Genomic DNA, 19,602 nt, shown 5'->3' with positions numbered 1-19,602 from the left:
GTGCGCACGCACACGGAGGGTGACTGACGGAGGTTGGCGTCTGAGCCGCATGACTACGGTCAGCGACGACGAACCGACTGATGACGAACAGCGCGGCAAGACTTGCTCTAGCTTCATCAAGGCTCGCTCCGGTAGCCGCGCGGCCCGGCTTGCCGCCGGGCCGACGCTCCAGTCTCCGCCCCGTCCCGCTCCGGCCCGGCCGGCCGCCGTGCCGCGCGCGGTGGCGAGCCACAGAGAGGGCGCCATCGTGGCTGGGGCGGCCGACTCCACGGCTTTACGGAGCCACCTTGGGATTCTCCTACGTTAAGCTGCGGGTACTGGTCGCTGAGGGTCGCTTGGTTCGGGGTGGCGGATTCCCCCACCAGTTGAGAGTTCGGATCGCTCCTCCCGGTCAAGGGCGCCTGCGGCGTCGCTGCGCGACGGGCTGCGCCCACCCTTGACCGCTCGTCCCGTCCCTGGTGCGGGCTGGACGTCGGGCGAATCCGGAGGACTGCTTTTCTCCGCTGCAGACCGGAGGCTCCGGCCATGTGGACCTTGCGTTGTTGGTCGTGGTGCAGATTGCGGTAAACGACATCGGCGAGACGGCGTTTGAGGACGCGCAAGGCCTCGGGCCGGGTCTTGCCGCTTGCCCTCAGCCGTTCGTAGAGAGTGCGGGCGGGCGGGTGGATCCCTGGTCTGAGCTGGGTGAGCGCGATGAAGTGGAGGGCCGCGTTGAGTTGGCGTTTGCCGCCTGGGTTGAGGCGGACGCGGACGTTGTTGCCGCTCCAGACCGGTATCGGAGCCGCTCCGGCGTGGCAGGGCGAAGGCTGCCTTGCTGGTGAAGCGGTCCACCCCGGGGTCTCGCCCACCAGCGTGGCCGACGTCAAGCGCCCACCCGGGGAAGCCAGCAGGTTCGGTGCCATCGGGGTCACCCGATGCGTCAGCCGCCGCTCTTGCGCCGTAATCCTCTCGGTCAGCGCCCTGATGTCAGCCACCAGCTCCAGCGCGAGCTCGCGACAAACCGAGACCGCGCACGCGTCCAACTCGCGCAAGAGCTTCGCCTGCACGCATTTACGGCTCAACTCCCCTGGCCCGGCACCAGGTCGGGGTGGCAGTGCCAGCGCCAGCGGTTGATGGTCCGGGTGTGCTCAGCAATCAGCGTCCGGCGATGATCGACCAACAGCCGTACCTCCAGGGCCTCTTCATCCAGCCGGGCCGCCGGCAAGCCCGGTTCGCGTTGCGCAGCGCGGGCCACGGCCAGGGCATCGATCGGATCCGACTTGCCGCGCTGGCGGACCGAGACGCGGGCACGGGCCATCAGCTTCGGCGGCACCGCCACTACGCTCTGCCCACCGGCCAACAGGTCCCGCAACAGCCCGCCGACCACGTGACGGCAGTCCTCCAGCGCCCACCGCACCGGCTCGTCGAACCGCCGAGCCCAGGTCACCCTTCGCAGACGGCCTTCCTGGCGGGCAGGCACGGTGAGTTGGCCGCGTTTGCGCCCCGCAACATCCACCGCGACCAGTGTGTGGCTGTCATTGTGTGGGTCTACCCCGATCACCAGCATCGCCGTGTCACCCTTCGCGCCGAAGTGACGGCGGACCGAGGCATGCCTCAGTTGGGGTTGCTGCCACTCTCCTATCAGGCCACTCCGGTCAGCCCGAGCTGCAGCCGGCGGCGACAGATCCCAAGCCAGCCCCGTCACCGGGGCAGCGAGCCTCCCAGCCATCCGCCGATTACGGCGGACCCTGCGCCACTCCAAGGCGACCAGGCCACAACCACACTCACACTGAGGCGGGCCTCCAAGATCATGGCCCAGATCGGGCTAATGCGGGCAGGCGAAGAGCCAGCCCGATTCGCGGCCAGCGTAAGGGCCATGATCTCTCGCCCCAAGCCAGCTCCACCCCCAAAGCCGTTACGCCTCCTGGACAGCCCCTGGCAACCCGGACTTGACTAATGACGACCGACCAGTAAGTGAAAAAAGCTCAATGCATTCTTTCCGGAGAACTTCCTCGTGAAGCTCCAAACGTGGCTCGCCTGCCCGCACGACATCCCTAGACCGGATGTGAATTTGACGCCAAGTATAAGTCTCATGCGGATGGTTTCTTGACCACTCGATAGCATCCAACTGTGTAGCACCGTAAGCAATGCCCTTCATCTTCGCCCAAATAGCCGCAGAGGTGCACATAGGGCAAGGTTCGAGCGTAGTGACTAGAAAGGCGCCCGTAAGATATCTGGACTTTAGCCGCTCAGCCGCCATCCTTATAGCCACGATCTCTGGGTGACCAGTTGGATCGCAGCCATTGACCAGCCCACTTCCCGACTCGCCAATGATCTCACCATCCTTTAAGACGATGGCACCTAAACCGTAGTTTCCCGATTGCACGGCAGCGCGAGCCAGGCCAATACAAACAGACATGTACTCCTGGATGTTGTCTTTGTTCAATGGTTTCAGCTCCTCGGATTATGCATGGCAGGAGAGGGAAGCATCAGATCCTCTTTGCTGCAGATCCGAACATCGGTATCTTCGGTGGCACGTTCGATCCAGAGAGAACCATCATTTTCGACTACCCAATAGTCCTTATTTCGAATATCAATGCAGTGCACTAATAAGCTGCCATCATGTTCAGCGGAAAGCACGGCGACGCTATCGTGCACTTTGTCGAGATCTGCATCCTGGAAGTGAAATAAGTCGCCCCTCTTCGCCCGGCCGCGAGCCACGACTGGAATAAAGCTAATCTTGCTAGCTCCGACTTGGTGCGCGAACTCCACCATTCCTCGCATATACCGTTGCGAGGAAGGAGTCACAACAGTATTGATCCCCACCCTAATTCCGCGACCAACCACCCGCGAAATGTTGTGACAGATCTCCGAGAAGGACTTCCGCCGTAGGATCTCATCGTTCTCCGAGGAGGGTCGATGAATACTGAACTTAAACTCCCCACCGGATGCAGTACAGGCATCGATGACGTCATCGCTTAGAGTAAATCCATTAGTTGTCACCACAGGCTTTATGCCTGTATTTGCGATTTCACGAACTACTTGACTAAGGTCCTCGCGCACTGTCGGCTCGCCGCCCGATAACTTTATGGACCGAACCCCACGTGAGGCAAAGAATCGCGATATCTGCTCGATATCGGAGATCTCGAGTTCCCGACGGTTCGTTGGTGGTGCCTGACAGAACGCGCATGCAACATTGCAAGTTCGAGTGAGTCGCACGCAAACCGATTCAGGCATCTCCATCAGTGGGACCATCATTACGCCCTTCCAGTTCGACGGACAGTTCTAGCATGTTTAAGACGTGAGACATTTGTTCTGCAAATTGTTGTGAGTATGCGAGAGCTCGTTGGACCTTTTCGGAAGCTTCCGGCTCTGCGGGCAAATCCGTACCGTAGAAAACGATCACCCCGTGAGGAGGGTGATCCAAGTCGTGACTGTTCGTTTTCGGGTCTAGCCGCAAGACGGGGCAAGCAAGTACCCATCGTTGTTCCGGTTCAATCATCCGACCGACATTCTGGTCATACCGATTAACGTGGTCGATCGGTAGTTCCTCAAAGAGAGGTACACGGTCGCGGAATGCTTGGCCACTTACAATGTGGGGCGTGTCAACGTAGATCCGCGTGAAACCGAACTCTCGCGGCATCCTTATATTCAGAACAGCTAGATCCCGATCCTGTCGAATGTAGTAGCGTTCGTCATGATCCTTTTCGGCAACGAAATACCGCGCGTTACATGGAATCTGCAAGGTGCTGGAAATTAAGTCGCACACAATCTTCAGCGTGCTTTCCAGAACTCGTTGCTGGCGCTGCTGAAGGACCTTGTAGGTGTTAATGAATTCATCTTGCTGCATCATTCGCCACCTCCGCGCGGCAGCCTCTCCAAGGACAATGCCGCCAACACTCATACCTAAGAAGACATTAGACCAGCTCAGATTTATAAACGACGATATATAACCAAACTGGTTTAGCTCGTCAGTGTATAAATTGACCCAGATGCCTGCTAGTGTCGCAGAAGTGATGGATGTAGTCACGCGTATTGCTGCCATCTGGCGTAAAGTCATCTCACCCTCCGTGTCGGCGGGAGCACTACAGCATGGTGGGATCCACCTCGAAAGAGGCGCGTGAGGTATCAGAGGGGCACAAGGGGCGTGCCTAAGGTGCTCAGCATCAGGCCCCAACTAGGGAGGCGGGAAGGGGCCGCAACAGAAGAAACGATTGGCTAGTAGCGGTTCCCTCGATGCTGCGAATCGCGCTCCCTGAAGCCATGGTGGGCGGCGATCTGTCCGCCTCTGGCCTGGTGCGATAGGGCCTCGCTGACGTTCGATACAGGCGGTACACCCTACGAGGCGAAGTGGCAGCCGCCGGCGTGCGTGGTCTGTGAGCGCACTGAGTGCCTAACTGCGTTAGAACAGTTACGTACTGGGCCGGACGCCTCAAGACCGTCAGGAATAGGTCGCCCAGGTCAAACAGGGAAGGACCCAAACGTCGGTAGGCTCGACTGGATTGCTTCGGAACGATTAGATCGTGCTGCTGTCTAGCCCTACCCACAGGGCAGCCGCGAACGACGACTACCGGACAGCGCGACAACGGCCCCCGACTAACTTTCCTGGTCGGGGGCAGAGTCGCCTGCCTCACAGCGCGGAGGCGGTGGGATTCGAGCGCACGGTGAGGGTTTACCTCACGACGGTTGCCAAGACCGAACACTGGGGGTGGAGGGGCGAGTGGAGCGCCAGCTGGCAAACGGACCGTCTCGTGAGCGCACTCCACGGAGATCGCCGTGGAACAGCACCGCCGCCTCAGCTCTGTGTGCAGGGGATCGGCGAGGTAGGAATTGACGTGATCCCAGGTCTGCATGTCGGTCGTGAACTGCTAGTACCACGACAAGCCACGTGTGTTGCAGTCTCTGCACAACAGTCCTCGTACGCATTCTCCACACGAGACTGGCCAGGACAGCAGGCGTGGTCGTGATCAACGTGCCACCACGACGGCCCTTCCCAGAAGTCGCCACAGAGACTGCCACACAGCGGGCATGTATCGTCCTGGGCTCTGTGCATTGCGTTGTCGCGAGCATGGGTCAGCTTGTGTCGGCGCGTCTGCCGCCCCGCGTTCCGGCACTTTGGACACACCCTGCCCTTGGGGTCCGCATCGACCCGCCAAAGCTTGTCCGAACACGTCGCGCACGGCTTCAAAGTCTCATCCCAAGCGTCAAACCCATCCTGGGCCAGCGCGACGACTCGTCATCTGTCAACCAGTCCGCGACCGCAGGCTAGGCACCGCCACTGACACTCAGTAAGCCAAGGACAGAACCGTGTACGCCGCTTGAGGCCGGAATCGGTCTAGGGAGCTGTTGCACTACAGCAGCGAAGTACAGCAACCACCGCGACCGCAGCCGGACATTGACGGCTCGGGACAGCCTACTGGCCGCGCCAGTGGACCTTAGCGACTGTCGTGCCCATAGTTCGCAACAGATGGTCTCCGCGGCCCTCGCGTCGAGCTGAGACAGGGAAACCGGTTGTCTCAGGGGCGAGTTGATGGCCGAAACTCAACGCATGGACGCAGGAATCGCAGCCGTGCTCGGTACCGCCGTGGGCCCCACTGCAACCTTGGGTGCAGCAATACTGAGTAGCCGCTTGCAGGCACGATCACAGCATGAGCAGGCACGTCGTCAGTACCGCCGCGATGCCTACACCAGATACCTAGGGGCGCTTCATGACCGGAACATCGCCATGGGTGCCAGGTTCGTGCGTGGCTCATGACGTCACGGCCGGTCTCTGGTACTGAGCGAGGCCCGATCGACAAGCCGCCGCGTAGTCTTTGCGGAGTACGTCGTATGTGTCGCTGTTGTATAGCCGGTTGAACGCGGCGACGTTCTCCTCGTTTCTCTCGCGATGGAAGGACGTCACAGCCCCGTCAAACTTACGCACGTGCTCCATCAGGTGTAAGGCTGCCTGCTCGACCTCGGGTGGTCCTTCGAGTTCCACCGCATTGAAGCTCGTCGACACCGTCGTCCACAGCTCGACGAGCTTTGACCACTGTTCATTCCGACTCGATGGGTCGTTCCGCGTCCCGTCGAGGTAGGCCCAACAGGCATGTCGGTACGAGCCCACTTCAGCGAAGAACCTGGCATATGTGGCGCGGCGCTCACGTAGCAGCTCCCGATCAAGAGTCGAACGCTCAAGCGCCACAGCTTGCTTCATCGCGTTCCTGCTGGTGATGACCTGTCCGATGAGTGCGCTACCTGCGCCCATGGCAGCACCGATGATCCCCGCTATGGCTCCATCCATGGGGATCATTGTGGGGCGAGACGATACTCATGCCCAGGCGGGTAGGTGATTCCGTTTCCAGGCCGCCACGTGGGCATCACGTCGCGGCACATGACGATCAGGACGACCAGGCAGAATGTGCGCAACCTAGTGCCGCACCTCGACGAGGTGCCTAAGCTGGTGCCTCGCGGAGTGGGTATCACCCGTCAGCAGCACTTGGTGCACTGATCGGGGTGGGTTCGACCCTGCTCGTCGACCGCCTCGGGGGGCGCCGTGGGCGCGCAGTCCGTGCGCTGGAGAATCGGAAGGAGTTGTACGCCGACTTTTCCGCCGCCCTCTCGTTTGCGAACGGCGCTCAACGAGTGTGCGCACGAGGGTACGGAGGCAGAGGGGCGTTCCCACAGCGTACGTGAGCTGTTCCTCGCTCCCGGTGCATACGAAACCCCATCATCAGCTGGCCATCCTCGCTGCGCACGAGGTGGTTGACACGTCCCGCGCAGCATTCCTCATCCCCAGGGACACCCGCGATTGTCTGCTGACTGGACGGATGGCCGGCCGCACGCCGTACCGTGAGCTGGAAGGTTCCTTCGATAAGGCCTTGGCCGAACTCCGTGTGATCATGCGACGCGACCGGGGCGCTCCTCACTGCATCTGTGCTCAGACGGACTGACGCCGTGCCACATGCGCGCCAGAACGGGCGAGCACTCACAGGGAATCGGGGCGTCTTCGGGGGCAAGTTGGCCACCATCAGGCCGGTAGGGGCTCTCGCGGGTCAAAGCTGATACGCCCTACATCACTCCTAAAACGGTAGTGAGTCGGGGTGGTGGTGTGCTGTAGAGCCGCGACGTCGACGTACAGCAGCAACCGCGACGTCAGCCGGAGGCGCACCGCCGGCAGGGGAGCAACAGAAGGCGGGACCGTCCGCTTCACCCACCTGCTGGCGCTCGAACACGTCGACCCCGGGGATGGCGTCCGTCGCGTTATCCCCTCGGCGCGAGGCCGGCTGCCACTGCACCGTTCGAGGAGGGTGACCCGAAAAACTGCAGGTCAGAGGTGGGCTTGGCACAGACGGATTCTGTGAAACTATTTCATCAGTCGCACCAGACCTCAGAAGCTCCTCCCGGACGCGGGCGGAGCTTCTCGCATTCCCGCCAAGGCCGACTCCTGGCCTGTGAGCGGACCCCTGAGCTCCCAACCGAACCAGCCGTAGGAGTAGTCATGCGTGAACAGCTCGACCCGCACCGTCTGATCACACTCTTCACAGCAGGAGGAGGCTTGGCGTACCTCGCCTACCGTCACCCCGACGTTGGTGTAGCAATCGGCTTGGCGATTGCCGGAGTTGCGTGCCTTCATTCCCTGCTCAGGGAGTAGCCGCAACACGGCTTCACTCACCCCTGAATGCCACCAGTACGTGTTGTGGCAACCACCGCCAGTCTTCCAATGCTCCCTGCATCAATCGCTGGAGCCGCTCCCTGCCCTCAACCTTGATTACATCTCGTAGGCAGGCGCAATCGACTAGATCGCGATTCCCAACGATGCAGATGTAGATGCCGGCGATCTGCAGCCCCCGGGCGGCTGCCGAGAGCTGCGCGTCCAGGGAAAGTGGAATTCTCCGCGCAAGCTCCTGGGCGAAGACTCGCTCGATCCTTGACCGACCGAACAGACCGAGAAGACTCCCGGCAGCCATGCCAACGGCATCATGGAGTCGATCTTTGCCATTGAGGATGCTGCGTGCTAACCGAGCCAGGTCGTCGCATCCCCTGTTGCGATGCCTCTTCACCAAGGTCGCCCACGTCTCATCTGAGACATAAGCGGCTGCGCGTTCGGCAATGACCGCAGTGCTACCTCGTTCTATAACGTCTACGCACAAGTTCGCAGCTTCGTCTGCTTGTCGGCGCTCCAACGTGACTCGCGTTGGGGGTTGCGAGCGCTGCCGCGGCTGACTTGCGACCCTGGAGGAGGTTGGTTGTCGCGGTACGGGATGCCTTTGCGGCAAGGGGCGTTGTGTGCGCTTCGCAGGGCTCTTCCGAGGTGCGGCGACGCGACCTGCTGGCTTGCCCTGGTGGAGGTAGCAGCGAGTGTCAGGTCCACTCACGCGCTTCTTGCACAACGTCCCGTCGTTTGTCTGTGCCCGGCAGCGATACACCATGGCCCGGAGTGTGAATCGGGTTGTGGAGGTCGCCAAGTCGCATATTCGGACAATCTATGGTGATTCCTGTCGTGCGTGGAGGTACTTGCGCGGTGCAAGTACCGTTCTCCTGTCGCTACATGGGGAGTTGGGCCTCGGGAGCTGAGAGCTGCTGCTTGATCTGTTGGCGCTTGATTTGACGCCAGCAGTCTCGGACAGCAATGATTCACGGCAGTCTTCGGTGGGGTAGCACGTCTAGCAAGCGGTAGCTCTAGGAACTGCCGTACAGCAGCGAAATACAGCAACCTTGCCGACCGTTGGCAGCCGCAGGCCCCTCCCGTCGTCGCTCGCGTGGCCACTCCAACCGCAGATGTCTGAGCTGTCCACAGCTCGTAAACAGAAGGGCGTCGGTTCGAATCCGACAGGCGGCTCTGATTTCGATCACTCGCAGGTTCAGGGGAACGGGGCCTGACCTGCGCCTAAGAGTCCTAGCCGGGCATGTCACCGAGGACGTGTGCTGGCCCCGTGCGCTGTCGATCTTGGGGGCTTCCTGTATCCGCGGTCGATGTCACAGCGGTGGCAGGCTGCGAAGGGTGAGAGCCAGCCCGACCGTGAGGACGGCGAGTGCGGTGAGGAGTGTGCCGTATCGGGTGTAGCGGGACCATGCGGGAAGGCGTCGTTCGGCGAGCGTGGTGAGGCGGTTGCCGCCGCCGGAGAGCAGCAGTCCGGCCGCGGTGAGCGTGCCGGCCATGCCGAGTCCGTAGCCGAGGACGAGCAGGACTCCGAAGAAGGTCCGGCTGAGGGAGATGGCGCCGAGCAGTACGACCAGGGCGGAGGGGCTCGGAACGAGGCCTCCGGCCAGGCCGACGCCGAGGAGCGAGGGGAGGCGCCGGGTCCTGCGGTGCTCTTCCTCGCCTGGGCGAGGATGGTCATGGCTGTGGCTGTGGCTGTGGCTGTGGTTGTGGCTGTGCGCATGGGCGTGATCGTGCGGCGAGTGGCCGTGCCGGTGGTGCCGACTCGTCGGCGGTCTGCCGGTGTTGAGGGCGCGTACGGCCGTGATGACCAGCCATGTGCCGATGCCCGCGATGAGCAGGCCGCTGATGGTGCCCAGCCAGCCCAGCAGTTGATCTCCCAGCAGGCCGCCGGAGAGGGTCAGCGCGAGCCCCACGATCAGTACGCCCGTGGTGTGCGTGGCGGTTACGGTCGCGCCCACGGCCACGGCGGCCCGGACGCCGCCCGTGTGGCGGGCGAGGCATGCTGCGACGGCGAGTTTCGCGTGTCCGGGCAGGGCGGCGTGACCGGCGCCGAGGAGGACGGTGAGCAGGACGCCGAGGAGTCCTACCGGAACAGTGAGGTCGCGGCTTGTCGTGAGTGCGGTCAACTCCCGCTCCAGAGAGGGGAAGAGGGATGCGCCGGCGACGGAGGGGCCGGCGCCGGGTGCGGCTTCGTCCGTGCCGGGGGAGGACCGGTGGTCGCCGGGCCGCGTCCGCAGGCTTGCCTTGGTCTGGTTCGGCGGGTCGTCGGCGGCGCCGGAGGGATAGCGGCGCAGTCCCGTGCTCGCGCTCCGTTCAGGGACGGACGACGCGGTCAGCCGCACGCGGTCTCCGGCTGTGGCGGTGATCTCCTTCCAGCCGGTGCGACGCGGGTCCGCACCCGAGGCGAACGTGATCGCTGCCGCCCGTGAGAGGTCGGCGTCCGTGCGGAGGCGGCAGGTGAGCCGTGCGACCGGCAGACCGGCCGTGCCCTTGCCGTATGTGAGGCGGCTGGAGCGCACACGCCATTCGCCGCGACGGCCGTCGACCGTCACACGGGTGGCCTCGGCGAGCCGGGAGCAGCGTTGCCGGGCGCGGGTGGCTGCCTCGGCCCGGGACACGTCGCCGTCGTCGTCCGTGTCGGCCTTCTCGCGAAGTTGGGCGGTGGGGATCTCCGCGCTGTCGACGACGGCGGTGTCCTCGATGTGCCCCGATGACAGCCGCAGTCCGTCGTGGTGGTTGAGGCTGAAGTTGCCCAACGGGTGTGCGTACGCGCCGGGCGCCGCCCCGATGCCGATCAGCAGAGCCAAGATCATCGTCACGAGGACGCGGAGCGGGGTACGGGAATGCCGGATCACGGGCGGTCACTGTGTTCTTCGGCGGTCGCGCTGCCTGATCGGTGGAGCAGCCGGGCGGCGCGGGGAGCGTGGTAGGGCGAGAAGTGCGGGTTGAGCCGGAGCGCCTGCCGCAGGTGCCGGTCGCCCGCCGTGTCCTTCCCGAGCCGGCGTTCGATCACCCCCCGGTGGTAGTGGAAGAGCGCGTTCTTCCAGCCCGTACGGGCCGCGGCCCTGGCGTAGGTCAGCGCCTCGGCGTCGCGTCCGGCGCGGTGCAGCGCCCAGCCGAGCGCGTCGGCGACGATGACGCCGCGCGAACGCTTCCACTCGTGCCGCAGCAGTGCGACCGCCGTCGCCGGGTCCCCGTGGTCAGCCTCGTACAGCGCGAGGTGCGGATCTACGGGGCCGCCCGTGGCGCGCAGCATCCGCGCCTGCGCCCTCAGTCCGGCAAGCGCGCCCCTGTCCGGTCGGCCGGGCCGTGCCAGCCGCAGCTCCGTCGCCTCCAGCAGGAACTGCGGCAGTGGTGTCCGCTCGACGAGCCGGCCGTACATCCTGAGAGCCTTCGCCGGATGCCCGCGTGCCGCCTGAAGCCGGGCGAGCCCCGCCGCGGAGTAGGGATGATCCGGCACCGTGGCCATGGCGCGCTCGAAGTGCCGCTCGGCGCGCCCCAGTTCGCCCTGTGACCAGGCAAGTTCGCCGAGCCGGGACTCGGCGAAGGCCGTCTCGTCGGGTGTCTGGGCACTCTCGGCGGCCCGCTGGAGCGCGAAGGCGGCGTCCCGGTTGCGCCCATGGGTCTCCAGGTCGTAGGCGGCGCGGCTATAAGCGGCAGCCGTCGGCTTCAGGTCGAGCATCCGCTGAACGGCCGCCCGGGCGCCGCGGTAGTGCCCGAGCTGGATCTCGGCGTCTGCGAGTACTCCATAGCCGTCGGCGCGGTCGGGTGCCATCCGCGTGCTGCGCAGACCCCACTTGCGCCCTGTGGTGAACTCGTGCCGTGCATTGGCGAGTTGCCCCATGCCCGTGGTCGCCGGGTAGTTTCCCGTACGCTCCAGGGTGAGCGAGCGGCGCAGCGCCTTCCCGGCCGCGTCCAGACGCCCGGCGTCCAGCGTCGTGCGCGCCTTTTCGATCTCCGCGTGCGCCAACTCCGACCAGACGCCCGGGTCTTCCGGTGCCGAGTCCACGGCCCGGCGGGCCACCGAGAGAGGATCGTCAGCCCCGGCTCCGGTCCCGGCCTCAGACCCGGCACCGGCCCTGTGCGCGGTGCGCGGACTCGGAGACGGTACGTCGTCGTTGAATCCGACCGGCCCCATGGCCAGCAGTCCCGCGACACAGGCTCCGACGGCGCATGTTCCGACGGCTGCGGCGCCCCAGCGCTTCACCCGGCCCTTCACAGTGCCGCGTGCGGCGGGTTGAGGTAGGGGAAGGTGTCTTGCGCGTCGGCGGGCTGGAGCTTGAAGTCCGGGGTCGGCAGCAGGTGTTCGGCGGACGGACCTCCGGGCTCGCCCATCAGCATGCGGATCAGGGGCCCGTCGATGGTGTCGTTGAGCCGGCGCCCGTTGGGGAAGCCCTGCTTGTCGCCGTCGATGACGCCGTTGGGCTTCGGGTCCGTCGTCACAGGGGTGGTGAGGTTCAGCCGCAGCTCCTCCGCCGGGACGATCTTCGACCTGTCGGCGTCGGCGTTCATGGCGGGCGTGTTGAGGTCGTAGCCGAACTTCGCCCCGTTGTCCTCCCCGATGCCGCGCAGGAACAGCGCCTCGATGTCCTTGCGTGGTGTGGCGGGAGCCTGGACGTGGTGGGCCCGTTCGATGCGGTGCGGCGGTTTCGGGTCGTTCACCGCGGCGAGGAAGTCCCGCTCCAGGTGGTCGTCCTCGGGGTCACGCTGCTGGAAGCGGTCCTCGGGGCCACCGGGCCGGGCCAGCCCGACGGTCGAGCCGAAGACGCTGAACGCCACGTGCGGGTTGCCGTGCCGGGAGACCTGACGGAACACCGGCTCCTGTCCGGACAGGCCTTTGCTCAGGTCCGCGCCCGGACGGGAGACCGAGGCCCATACGCCCACGACGGGATTGCGCTTCGGATCCTTGCGAAGTGCGATCGCCTTCTTGGGCACCTGGACGACCAGGCTGTTGACGTTCAGCGCTGACAGGGGCTGCGCGTCGGGCAGCCAGCCGCGTACCGGCCCGGCCGTACCGACGGTGTAGAGCCCGAACACTTCAGAGTCCGCCTTGAACGCCTCGGCCGATTGGCCGGCCAAGGTCCGTCCGCCGCCGGGCAGTTGCCGGACGGCCTCTTTGCGCAGCTTGCGGTAGTCGGGCATGAGTGCCCGGCCTGCGTGCGTGGGGGCGGCGACGCCTTTGCCGATGAGCGTCTCGGGCTTCGCTCCGTCCCGGACGCGCTCCAGTGTGTAGGTCTGCCGGACTCTCAGGGAGCGGTCGTCCAGCGAAGTCACCTGGCCGGGCCCGACCTTGGGGCCCGCCTTCAGGGGCCTGCGGTCGTCGTTCGCGAAGGTCCAGCGGTAGGTGGTGTCCGGAGTGCCGTCGCCGTCGGCGTCCGTGTTGATCTCGTACCGGGCCCCGTTGGCGAACGGGTAGTCGGCAATCGAGCTGGTCGCGTTCCCCGGCTGCTGGAACGGACGGACGTTGGCGATCAAGGTGACCATGTCGTGGTCCTCGGGGCTGGTGAAGGCGTAGACGTCCGTGATGTCGGCCGCCGCGTCCGCCAGCGACGAAGGGGCGTCGACGTGTCCGCCGGCCTGGCTGACGGACAGCAGGGGACCCGACAGGGCGGCGCCGGCCACGACCGTCGCACCCGTGATGAGAGCGATCCGGCGACGGTTCGGGCCGACGGCCCGAGGCCCGCGGAACAAGTGCATTGAGTGCTCCAGGTGTTGAGGACGGCATCCGGAGCCACAGCGTGTCGCGCAGCCGGATCTTGCCGGGCTGTTCCCTGTCGGCACCACTCGCGTGAGGGATCAACTGCACCGGGAGGGCTGGCCCCGGACCGCGACGCTTGACGGGCCGTCAAGTACGAGTGTGCGGAGGCATATTGGGCGTCACCGCGCCGAATGCGTCTCTGTGCAGCGGTTTCGATGTGCGCGCGAGTCGCTTGAGGAAGGCGCGAGGAAAGGAGTAACACACGAAATGGCTGGTTTCTCCGCCAAGTATGGCTTTGCCGTTATCCGGGGCTTACTCATGGACTGTGCGGAGCGGCGAGTGGATCGCTGTGCAGCCACGGTGGTTGTGCGACCAGTGCGTCAACGCCGGCTCCGCGAGGGCCTGTTCAGGCGGCTTCAACGGTTCCCGGCACGCCGTGGTCCCCGCCGTCCAGCACGGGCTTCACCTGTCCCTGATTTCGGAAAGGTTCACCTTGTTCAAGTTCAAGCGCGGACTTCGTCGCCGTCTTGCCCTGCTGGCCTCCGCGACCGCACTGCTGCTGCCGCTCGGGATCACCCAGGCAGGCGCCCTCGCGCCGGCGACGGCGAAGACCACGTCCGCCGAGGCACCGATTCCCGGCGCCTACATCTCGCCCTGGGGCAGCGCGGACGTCGAAATCTCCCCGGAGATCCAGCAGTGGCTCCAGAGGGAGGGCGTCACCTTGGAGACCATCAGCCCGTTCACCATGCACGCGGACGGCAAGGGCTTCAGCATGCCCATCGGGTCGACGGCCGGTGACGGCCTCGATTCCAAGGGCCGCATCTACTACCCCGGTGGCCTGCGGCTGCACCACGCCGAGTCCGGCCAGACAGCCACCCTCAAGCCGACCTGGATTCGCGTCATGCCCCAGCCGGCGTACTCCGCGGGCGTGGAGGTGGACGGCCAGACCGTCTCCGAGGAGACACAGCTCGGCTACAGCAACTACTACGAGGTGATGAAGGGCGCCCGCCCCAGCCCGACCGGCTTCCGTCTGGAGAAGATGCCCTTCTACTTCTCACAAGAGGCCGAAGACCTGATCGAGGCGAACAGCGACATCGACGCTCCCGACGGAGGCACACCGTTCGGCACACTCACACCGCACTTCGACTACATCCCCGGACAGCAGCCGACCTTCCCCGGCATGCCCGGCTGACGCGTACTCAGCCCGCATCCGGCTCGACGTAGCGGCACCCGTCGGCGGGATCACACACCGGATGGCGCCCGCACCGCCCAGGGCAGCGGCGGTGCGGGCGGCCGCAGCCGGTGAGCCAGGGAACGGAGCGCGTCCGGATTCGCGGTCAGGCGGCCGCGACCCGGCTCGGTTCACGTCCGTCGCGGTGGATCGGCGTGCCCGAGCCGGTCAGGGGAGCGCCCGTCCCTCCCCGGCGGGCCGCGACGATCTCCGCGGCGATGGACAGCGCGGTCTCCTCGGGAGTACGGGCGCCGAGGTCGAGGCCGATCGGCGACCTCAGCAGTGCCAACTCCCGCTCGGTGACGCCGGCTTCACGCAGTCGCTGATCGCGGTCCGCGTGGGTGCGGCGCGAGCCCATCGCGCCCACGTACGCGACCGGCATCCGCAGGGCCTCCCGCAGCAGCGGGATGTCGAACTTCGCGTCGTGGGTGAGGACGCAGAGGACCGTGCGGCCGTCGGTCTCCGTGCGGCGGAGGTAGCGGTGCGGCCAGTCGACCACGATCTCGTCGGCTGCCGGGAAGCGGGCCTCGGTGGCGAAGACCGGGCGGGCGTCGCACACCGTGACGTGGTAGCCGAGGAACTTCCCCGCGCGCACCAGCGCCGAGGCGAAGTCGATCGCGCCGAAGACGATCATGCGGGGCGGCGGTGCGCACGACTCGACGAACAGGGTGAGGCCTCCCGGGCAGTGCGACCCGTCCTCCCGCACCTCGACTGTTCCCGTGCGTCCGGTCTCCAGCATGGCCACGGCCTCGGCCGCCGCCGTACGGTCCAGCCGCGGGTCGCCGCCCAGGCCGCCCTCGTACGAGCCGCCCGGGTGTACGAGCAACGGCCTGCCGAGGAGTTCCGCCGGGCCCCGGGCGACGCGGGCGACGGCGGTCGCCTCACCCCTGGCCGCGGCGGACAGCGCGGACGCGAAGACGTCCCCCGCGGTACGGTCCGCCGCGTCCGTGCCGACGGGGGTGACCAGGACGTCGACGACCCCGCCGCACGTCAGCCCGACGGCGAAGGCGTCCTCGTCGCTGTAGCCGAACCGTTCGAGCACGGTCTCGCCGGTCTCGATCGCCTCGGCGCACAGCTCGTACACCGCTCCCTCCACGCAGCCGCCCGAGACCGAGCCGACGGCCGTGCCGTCGCTGTCGACGGCCATCGCCGCGCCCGGGCCGCGCGGGGCGCTGCCGCCGACCGACACGACCGTGGCGACGGCGAACGCCCGGCCCTCGTCGGCCCAGCGGTGCAGCTCCCCGGCGATATCAAGCACCCTGCGGCCCCGAAGCCCCGGCGGCGTCCGCGGCTGCCGCCTCCGCCAGCAGCACGCGATCGGGACGGATCGGCAGGCTCCGGTGCCGCACGCCGGTCGCGTGCCACACCGCGTTGGCGACCGCCGCCGCGGCGCCGACGATGCCGATCTCGCCGATGCCCTTGATGCCGACCGGGTCGTCCGGGTCCGGGTCGTCGACCCAGTCGGCCTCGATGCGCGGCACGTCGGCGTTCGCGGCGACGTGGTAACCCGCGAAGTCCGCGCCGACGGTGGCGCCGGAAGCGGCGTCCCTGATCGCCTCCTCGTGCAGGGCCATCGACAGACCCCACGTCATCCCGCCGATGAGCTGGCTGCGCGCGGTGAGCGGGTTGACGATCCGGCCCGCCGCGAAGATGCCGAGCATGCGCCGCACGCGTACTTCGCCGGTGGAGGTGTCCACGGCGACCTCGGCGAACTGCGCCCCGAACGAGTGGCGTTCCTTCGCCGTGAGCGCGCCGATGGCCGCCGCGGTGTCCGAGCGCGCGGTGATGCCCTCGGGTGGAATGCTGCCGCCCAGGGCCAGTTGCTCCCGCAGATCGCGCGCGGCGGCCGTCACCGCCCAGCCCCACGAGCGAGTGCCCGCCGAGCCGCCGGCGATCATGGCCTGGCCGAAGTCGCTGTCCCCGATGCGCACGCGGACCCTGTCCGGCGCGACGTCCAGCTCTTCGGCGGCGATGAGGGTCAGCGCGGTGCGCGCTCCGGTTCCGATGTCGGACGCGGTGATCCGTACGGTGAACGTGCCGTCTGCCTCGGCCGTCACCGCCGCCGTCGACGGCATCGCTCCCGAGGGGAAGAAGGCGGCCGCCGTCCCGGTGCCCAGCAGCCAGCGGCCCTCGCGGCGGAGGCCCGGACGCGGGTCGCGGTCCGCCCAGCCGAACCGTCGCGCGCCCTCCTGGAAGCAGGCGAGCAGGTTGCGGCTGCTGAAGGGCAGTCCGGACACGGGGCCGGCCTCGGGTTCGTTGCGGGCGCGCAGCTCGATCGGGTCGACGCCGCACTTCTCGGCGAGCTCGTCGAGGGCCGACTCCAGTGCGAACGACCCCGGCGCCTCGCCCGGCGCCCGCATGAACGTCGGCGTCGGTACGTCGAGTTTCACGATCCGGTTGGCCGTGTGGTGGGCCTCGGCGTCGTACAGCACCCGCCCGACCGCGGCGCTCGCCTCGACGAACTCGTGCACGGACGAGGTGAGGCTGAGGGAGCCGTGTCCCAGCGCCCGCAGCCGCCCCTCGGCGTCCGCGCCGAGCCTCACGCGCTGAGTCGTGGGGCTCCGGTAGCCGATGAGCGAGAACATCTGGCGGCGGGTCAGTACGACCCGGACCGGCCGCTGGAGGACGGTCGCGGCCATCACGGCGGCGACCTGGTGCGCCCGTACGCCCTTGGAGCCGAAGGCGCCGCCGACGTGCTCGGAGCGGACGTGCACGGAGGACGGGTCGAGCGAGAACAGGTTCGCCAGCTCGTTCACGACCCACGTGCTGCCCTGGTTGGAGTCGACGATCTCGAGGCGCCCGCCCTCCCAGCGGGCGGTCGCCGCATGCGGCTCCATCGGGTTGTGGTGCTCCTCCGGAGTCGTGTACTCCTCGTCCACGACGACGGCGGACGCGGCGAGTTCGGACTCCAGGTCGCCCTTCTCCTCGACCGCCGGCCCCTGCACGCCGTCGTGCTCGTACGCGTCGGGGCGGTCGGCGGCGAACGCGACGTCGTGCGGCTCCTCGTCGTAGTGCACCACCAGCGCCTCGGCGGCCTCCCGGGCCTGCTCGGACGTCGTGGCGACGACGAGCGCCACCGGCCAACCCCGGTGCGCCACACGGTCCTGCTGGAAGACGGCGATCGTCGGATCCGGGGCTCCGAGCATTCCGGTGTAGTCGGTGTCCACGTGCGGGGCGTTCCCGTGGTGCAGCACGGCGAGCACGCCCGGCATCGCGAGGACGGGCTCGGTCTCGACCGAGCGGATGCGGCCGCGGGCGACAGTCGACAACACCAGCCACCCGTGGGCGAGTTCCGCGAACGGGATGTCTCCGGAGTAGCGGGCCTCACCGGTGACCTTCTCCAGGCCCTCCACGCGGGTGTGCGGGGTGCCGTGGGAGCGGGTCACCGGTGCGGTGCCGGTCGTGGCGGTGGTCATCGGGCGGCCTCCTCGCTGAGTTCGGTCAGCACGGCGACAACCAGGTTGCGCATCAGGGTCACCTTGTATCCGTTCTGGGGGAGCGGTTCGGCCGCGGCCAGTTCGGCGTCCGCGGCGGCGGCGAAGCTCTCCGCGTCCGCCGGTGCGCCCGTCAGCGCGCGCTCGGCCGCGCGGGCCCGCCAGGGCCGGGACGCGACGGCACCGAAGGCCAGCCGCACATCCCGTACGGTCCCGTCCTGTACGTCGAGCGCGGCGGCGACCGAGCCGATGGCGAACGCGTACGAGGCGCGCTCACGCACCTTCCGGTAGCGGGAGCGGGCGGCGACCGGAGCGGGCGGCAGCGTGACGCCGGTGATCAGCGCCCCGGAGGGCAGTGCCGTCTCCAGATGCGGGGTGTCGCCCACGGGTGCGTAGAACTCGGTGAAGGGCAACTCCCCCGGCCCGTCCGTGGTTTCGTACGAGACGACGGCGTCGAACGCCGCGAGCGCCACACCCATGTCGGAGGGGTGTACGGCCACACAGTGGTCGGAGGCGCCGAGGATCGCGTGGTTGTGGTGCTCGCCCTCGATGGCGGGGCAACCGCTGCCGGGGACGCGCTTGTTGCACGGCTGGCTCACGTCGGCGAAGTAGCCGCAGCGGGTGCGCTGGAGCAGATTCCCGCCGACCGTGGCCATGTTGCGCAGCTGCCCCGAGGCACCGGCCAGCACGGCCTGCGTCAACGCCGGGTAATCGCGCCGGACTTCGGGGTGGACGGCCAGGTCGCTGTTGGTGACGGTCGCGCCGATGCGCAGGCCGCCTTCCGGGGTCGATTCGATCTGCCCGAGGGGCAGTTCGCTGACGTCGACGAGCCGCGCCGGCCGCTCGACGCCGGTCTTCATCAGGTCGACGAGGTTGGTGCCGCCGCCGAGGAAGCGCGCCTCCGGGTCGGCTCCGAGCTGTGCGACCGCGCCGGAGACGTCGAAGACTCGCTGATAGCCGAACTCCCTCATGCCGCCGCCTCCTTGCCCGCTGCCGCGGCCTGTCCCTGCTCTTTGGACTCGCCGGTGTTCCCGGCTTCTCCGGCCTCCGTCCCGGCCGCGGCGGCCTGGGCGACGGCTTCGACGATCTGCACGTACGCGCCGCAGCGGCACAGGTTGCCGCTCATCCGCTCCCGGATCTCGTCGGCGGAGAGCGGCGGTGGCGCGGCCTCGGCCCGTACGTCCTCGGTGACCGCGCTCGGCCAGCCGGCCGCGTGCTCCTCGATCACGGCGACGGCCGAACAGATCTGCCCCGGCGTGCAGTAGCCGCACTGGTAGCCGTCGAGGTCGAGGAAGGCCTGCTGCACGGGATGCAGGCGCCCGCCGTCGGCCACGCCCTCGATGGTGGTGATCTCCCGCCCCTCGGCGGCCACCGCGAGCTGAAGGCAGGAGACGGCCCGGCGCTGGTCGAGCAGGACCGTGCAGGCACCGCACTGCCCCTGGTCACAGCCCTTCTTGGTGCCTGTCAGGTCGAGACGCTCGCGCATCGCGTCGAGCAGAGTGGTGCGGTTGTCGACGGTCAGCGTGTGTTTCTCGCCGTTGATGTTCAAGGTGATTGCGCTGGACGTCGATGGGTCCATGCTCAGCCTTCTTTCGCGTATCGGAGCGCGTCGGGC

The 19,602-nt window shown here is 67.0% G+C and carries 14 protein-coding genes and 1 pseudogene; 1 reads left to right on the top strand and 14 read right to left on the bottom strand.

The window, feature by feature from the left end:
* Positions 1 to 116: 116 nt before the first annotated feature.
* The 10 genes and pseudogenes from QQM67_RS30680 to QQM67_RS18395 all read right to left on the bottom strand — a co-directional run bounded on the left by QQM67_RS30680 (position 117) and on the right by QQM67_RS18395 (position 13,321).
* A complete protein-coding gene (locus QQM67_RS30680; protein WP_399067114.1) occupies positions 117 to 902 on the bottom strand; it encodes a transposase in 786 nt (261 codons plus the stop codon).
* 155 nt (positions 903 to 1,057) lie between these two features.
* On the bottom strand, positions 1,058 to 1,546 hold the full coding sequence (locus QQM67_RS18425; protein ID WP_314174993.1) for an IS110 family transposase: 489 nt from the start codon (positions 1,544 to 1,546) through the stop codon (positions 1,058 to 1,060).
* Positions 1,547 to 1,894: 348 nt separating this feature from the next.
* On the bottom strand, positions 1,895 to 2,425 hold the full coding sequence (locus tag QQM67_RS30675; protein WP_399067050.1) for a deaminase: 531 nt from the start codon (positions 2,423 to 2,425) through the stop codon (positions 1,895 to 1,897).
* 5 nt (positions 2,426 to 2,430) lie between these two features.
* Positions 2,431 to 2,754 (bottom strand): hypothetical protein, encoded by a 324-nt coding sequence (locus tag QQM67_RS18420; protein ID WP_314174992.1) that lies wholly within the window; start codon positions 2,752 to 2,754, stop codon positions 2,431 to 2,433.
* Positions 2,755 to 2,778: 24 nt separating this feature from the next.
* Positions 2,779 to 3,216 (bottom strand): annotated as a pseudogene (locus QQM67_RS30670) (radical SAM protein); the annotation flags it as partial.
* Positions 3,209 to 4,039, bottom strand: coding sequence for a hypothetical protein (locus QQM67_RS18415; RefSeq protein ID WP_314174991.1), 831 nt, complete (start codon positions 4,037 to 4,039; stop codon positions 3,209 to 3,211). The pseudogene QQM67_RS30670 and the gene QQM67_RS18415, both read right to left, overlap by 8 nt.
* A 1,689-nt stretch (positions 4,040 to 5,728) precedes the next feature.
* Positions 5,729 to 6,262, bottom strand: coding sequence for a hypothetical protein (locus tag QQM67_RS18410; protein ID WP_314174990.1), 534 nt, complete (start codon positions 6,260 to 6,262; stop codon positions 5,729 to 5,731).
* Between the two features lie 2,675 nt (positions 6,263 to 8,937).
* A complete protein-coding gene (locus QQM67_RS18405) occupies positions 8,938 to 10,437 on the bottom strand; it encodes a nickel transporter (protein WP_314174989.1) in 1,500 nt (499 codons plus the stop codon).
* 38 nt (positions 10,438 to 10,475) lie between these two features.
* A complete protein-coding gene (locus tag QQM67_RS18400) occupies positions 10,476 to 11,648 on the bottom strand; it encodes a tetratricopeptide repeat protein (protein ID WP_314174988.1) in 1,173 nt (390 codons plus the stop codon).
* A 191-nt stretch (positions 11,649 to 11,839) separates the two neighbouring features.
* Positions 11,840 to 13,321 carry a DUF4331 domain-containing protein gene (locus tag QQM67_RS18395; protein WP_314174987.1) on the bottom strand — a complete coding sequence of 494 codons (1,482 nt, stop codon included), beginning with the start codon at positions 13,319 to 13,321 and terminating at the stop codon, positions 11,840 to 11,842.
* A gap of 494 nt (positions 13,322 to 13,815) precedes the next feature.
* On the opposite strand from QQM67_RS18395, the gene QQM67_RS18390 reads away from it, so the two are divergent.
* Positions 13,816 to 14,514, top strand: coding sequence for a hypothetical protein (locus QQM67_RS18390; RefSeq protein WP_314174986.1), 699 nt, complete (start codon positions 13,816 to 13,818; stop codon positions 14,512 to 14,514).
* 145 nt (positions 14,515 to 14,659) lie between these two features.
* Here QQM67_RS18390 and QQM67_RS18385 read toward each other — a convergent pair whose 3' ends face one another.
* Genes QQM67_RS18385 through QQM67_RS18370 form a run of 4 tightly spaced genes read right to left on the bottom strand, consistent with a single transcriptional unit; the run spans position 14,660 to position 19,566 of the window.
* Complete coding sequence (locus QQM67_RS18385) at positions 14,660 to 15,811, bottom strand: XdhC family protein (RefSeq protein ID WP_314174985.1); 1,152 nt, start codon at positions 15,809 to 15,811, stop codon at positions 14,660 to 14,662.
* On the bottom strand, positions 15,804 to 17,969 hold the full coding sequence (locus tag QQM67_RS18380) for a xanthine dehydrogenase family protein molybdopterin-binding subunit (RefSeq protein WP_314174984.1): 2,166 nt from the start codon (positions 17,967 to 17,969) through the stop codon (positions 15,804 to 15,806). Before QQM67_RS18380 ends, QQM67_RS18385 begins: the two co-directional genes overlap by 8 nt.
* Positions 17,966 to 18,958 (bottom strand): FAD binding domain-containing protein, encoded by a 993-nt coding sequence (locus tag QQM67_RS18375; RefSeq protein WP_314174983.1) that lies wholly within the window; start codon positions 18,956 to 18,958, stop codon positions 17,966 to 17,968. Before QQM67_RS18375 ends, QQM67_RS18380 begins: the two co-directional genes overlap by 4 nt.
* Complete coding sequence (locus tag QQM67_RS18370; RefSeq protein WP_314174982.1) at positions 18,955 to 19,566, bottom strand: 2Fe-2S iron-sulfur cluster-binding protein; 612 nt, start codon at positions 19,564 to 19,566, stop codon at positions 18,955 to 18,957. Before QQM67_RS18370 ends, QQM67_RS18375 begins: the two co-directional genes overlap by 4 nt.
* Positions 19,567 to 19,602 lie beyond the last annotated feature (36 nt).

The organism is Streptomyces winkii (assembly GCF_032248595.1).
GTDB classification, from domain to species: domain Bacteria; phylum Actinomycetota; class Actinomycetes; order Streptomycetales; family Streptomycetaceae; genus Streptomyces; species Streptomyces winkii.
Note: the sequence above shows the minus strand (reverse complement) of the source record. Positions and strands in the feature narration are given on the sequence as shown.

Bases quoted from the DNA above. Each gene is read 5' to 3' on its own strand.
- QQM67_RS30680 (WP_399067114.1), bottom strand. From the start codon at position 902: ATGGCACCGAACCTGCTGGCTTCCCCGGGTGGGCGCTTGACGTCGGCC.
- QQM67_RS18425 (WP_314174993.1), bottom strand. From the start codon at position 1,546: ATGCTGGTGATCGGGGTAGACCCACACAATGACAGCCACACACTGGTC.
- QQM67_RS18420 (WP_314174992.1), bottom strand. From the start codon at position 2,754: ATGGTGGAGTTCGCGCACCAAGTCGGAGCTAGCAAGATTAGCTTTATT.
- QQM67_RS18415 (WP_314174991.1), bottom strand. From the start codon at position 4,039: ATGACTTTACGCCAGATGGCAGCAATACGCGTGACTACATCCATCACT.
- QQM67_RS18410 (WP_314174990.1), bottom strand. From the start codon at position 6,262: ATGGATGGAGCCATAGCGGGGATCATCGGTGCTGCCATGGGCGCAGGT.
- QQM67_RS18405 (WP_314174989.1), bottom strand. From the start codon at position 10,437: ATGATCTTGGCTCTGCTGATCGGCATCGGGGCGGCGCCCGGCGCGTAC.
- QQM67_RS18395 (WP_314174987.1), bottom strand. From the start codon at position 13,321: ATGCACTTGTTCCGCGGGCCTCGGGCCGTCGGCCCGAACCGTCGCCGG.
- QQM67_RS18380 (WP_314174984.1), bottom strand. From the start codon at position 17,969: ATGACCACCGCCACGACCGGCACCGCACCGGTGACCCGCTCCCACGGC.
- QQM67_RS18375 (WP_314174983.1), bottom strand. From the start codon at position 18,958: ATGAGGGAGTTCGGCTATCAGCGAGTCTTCGACGTCTCCGGCGCGGTC.
- QQM67_RS18370 (WP_314174982.1), bottom strand. From the start codon at position 19,566: ATGGACCCATCGACGTCCAGCGCAATCACCTTGAACATCAACGGCGAG.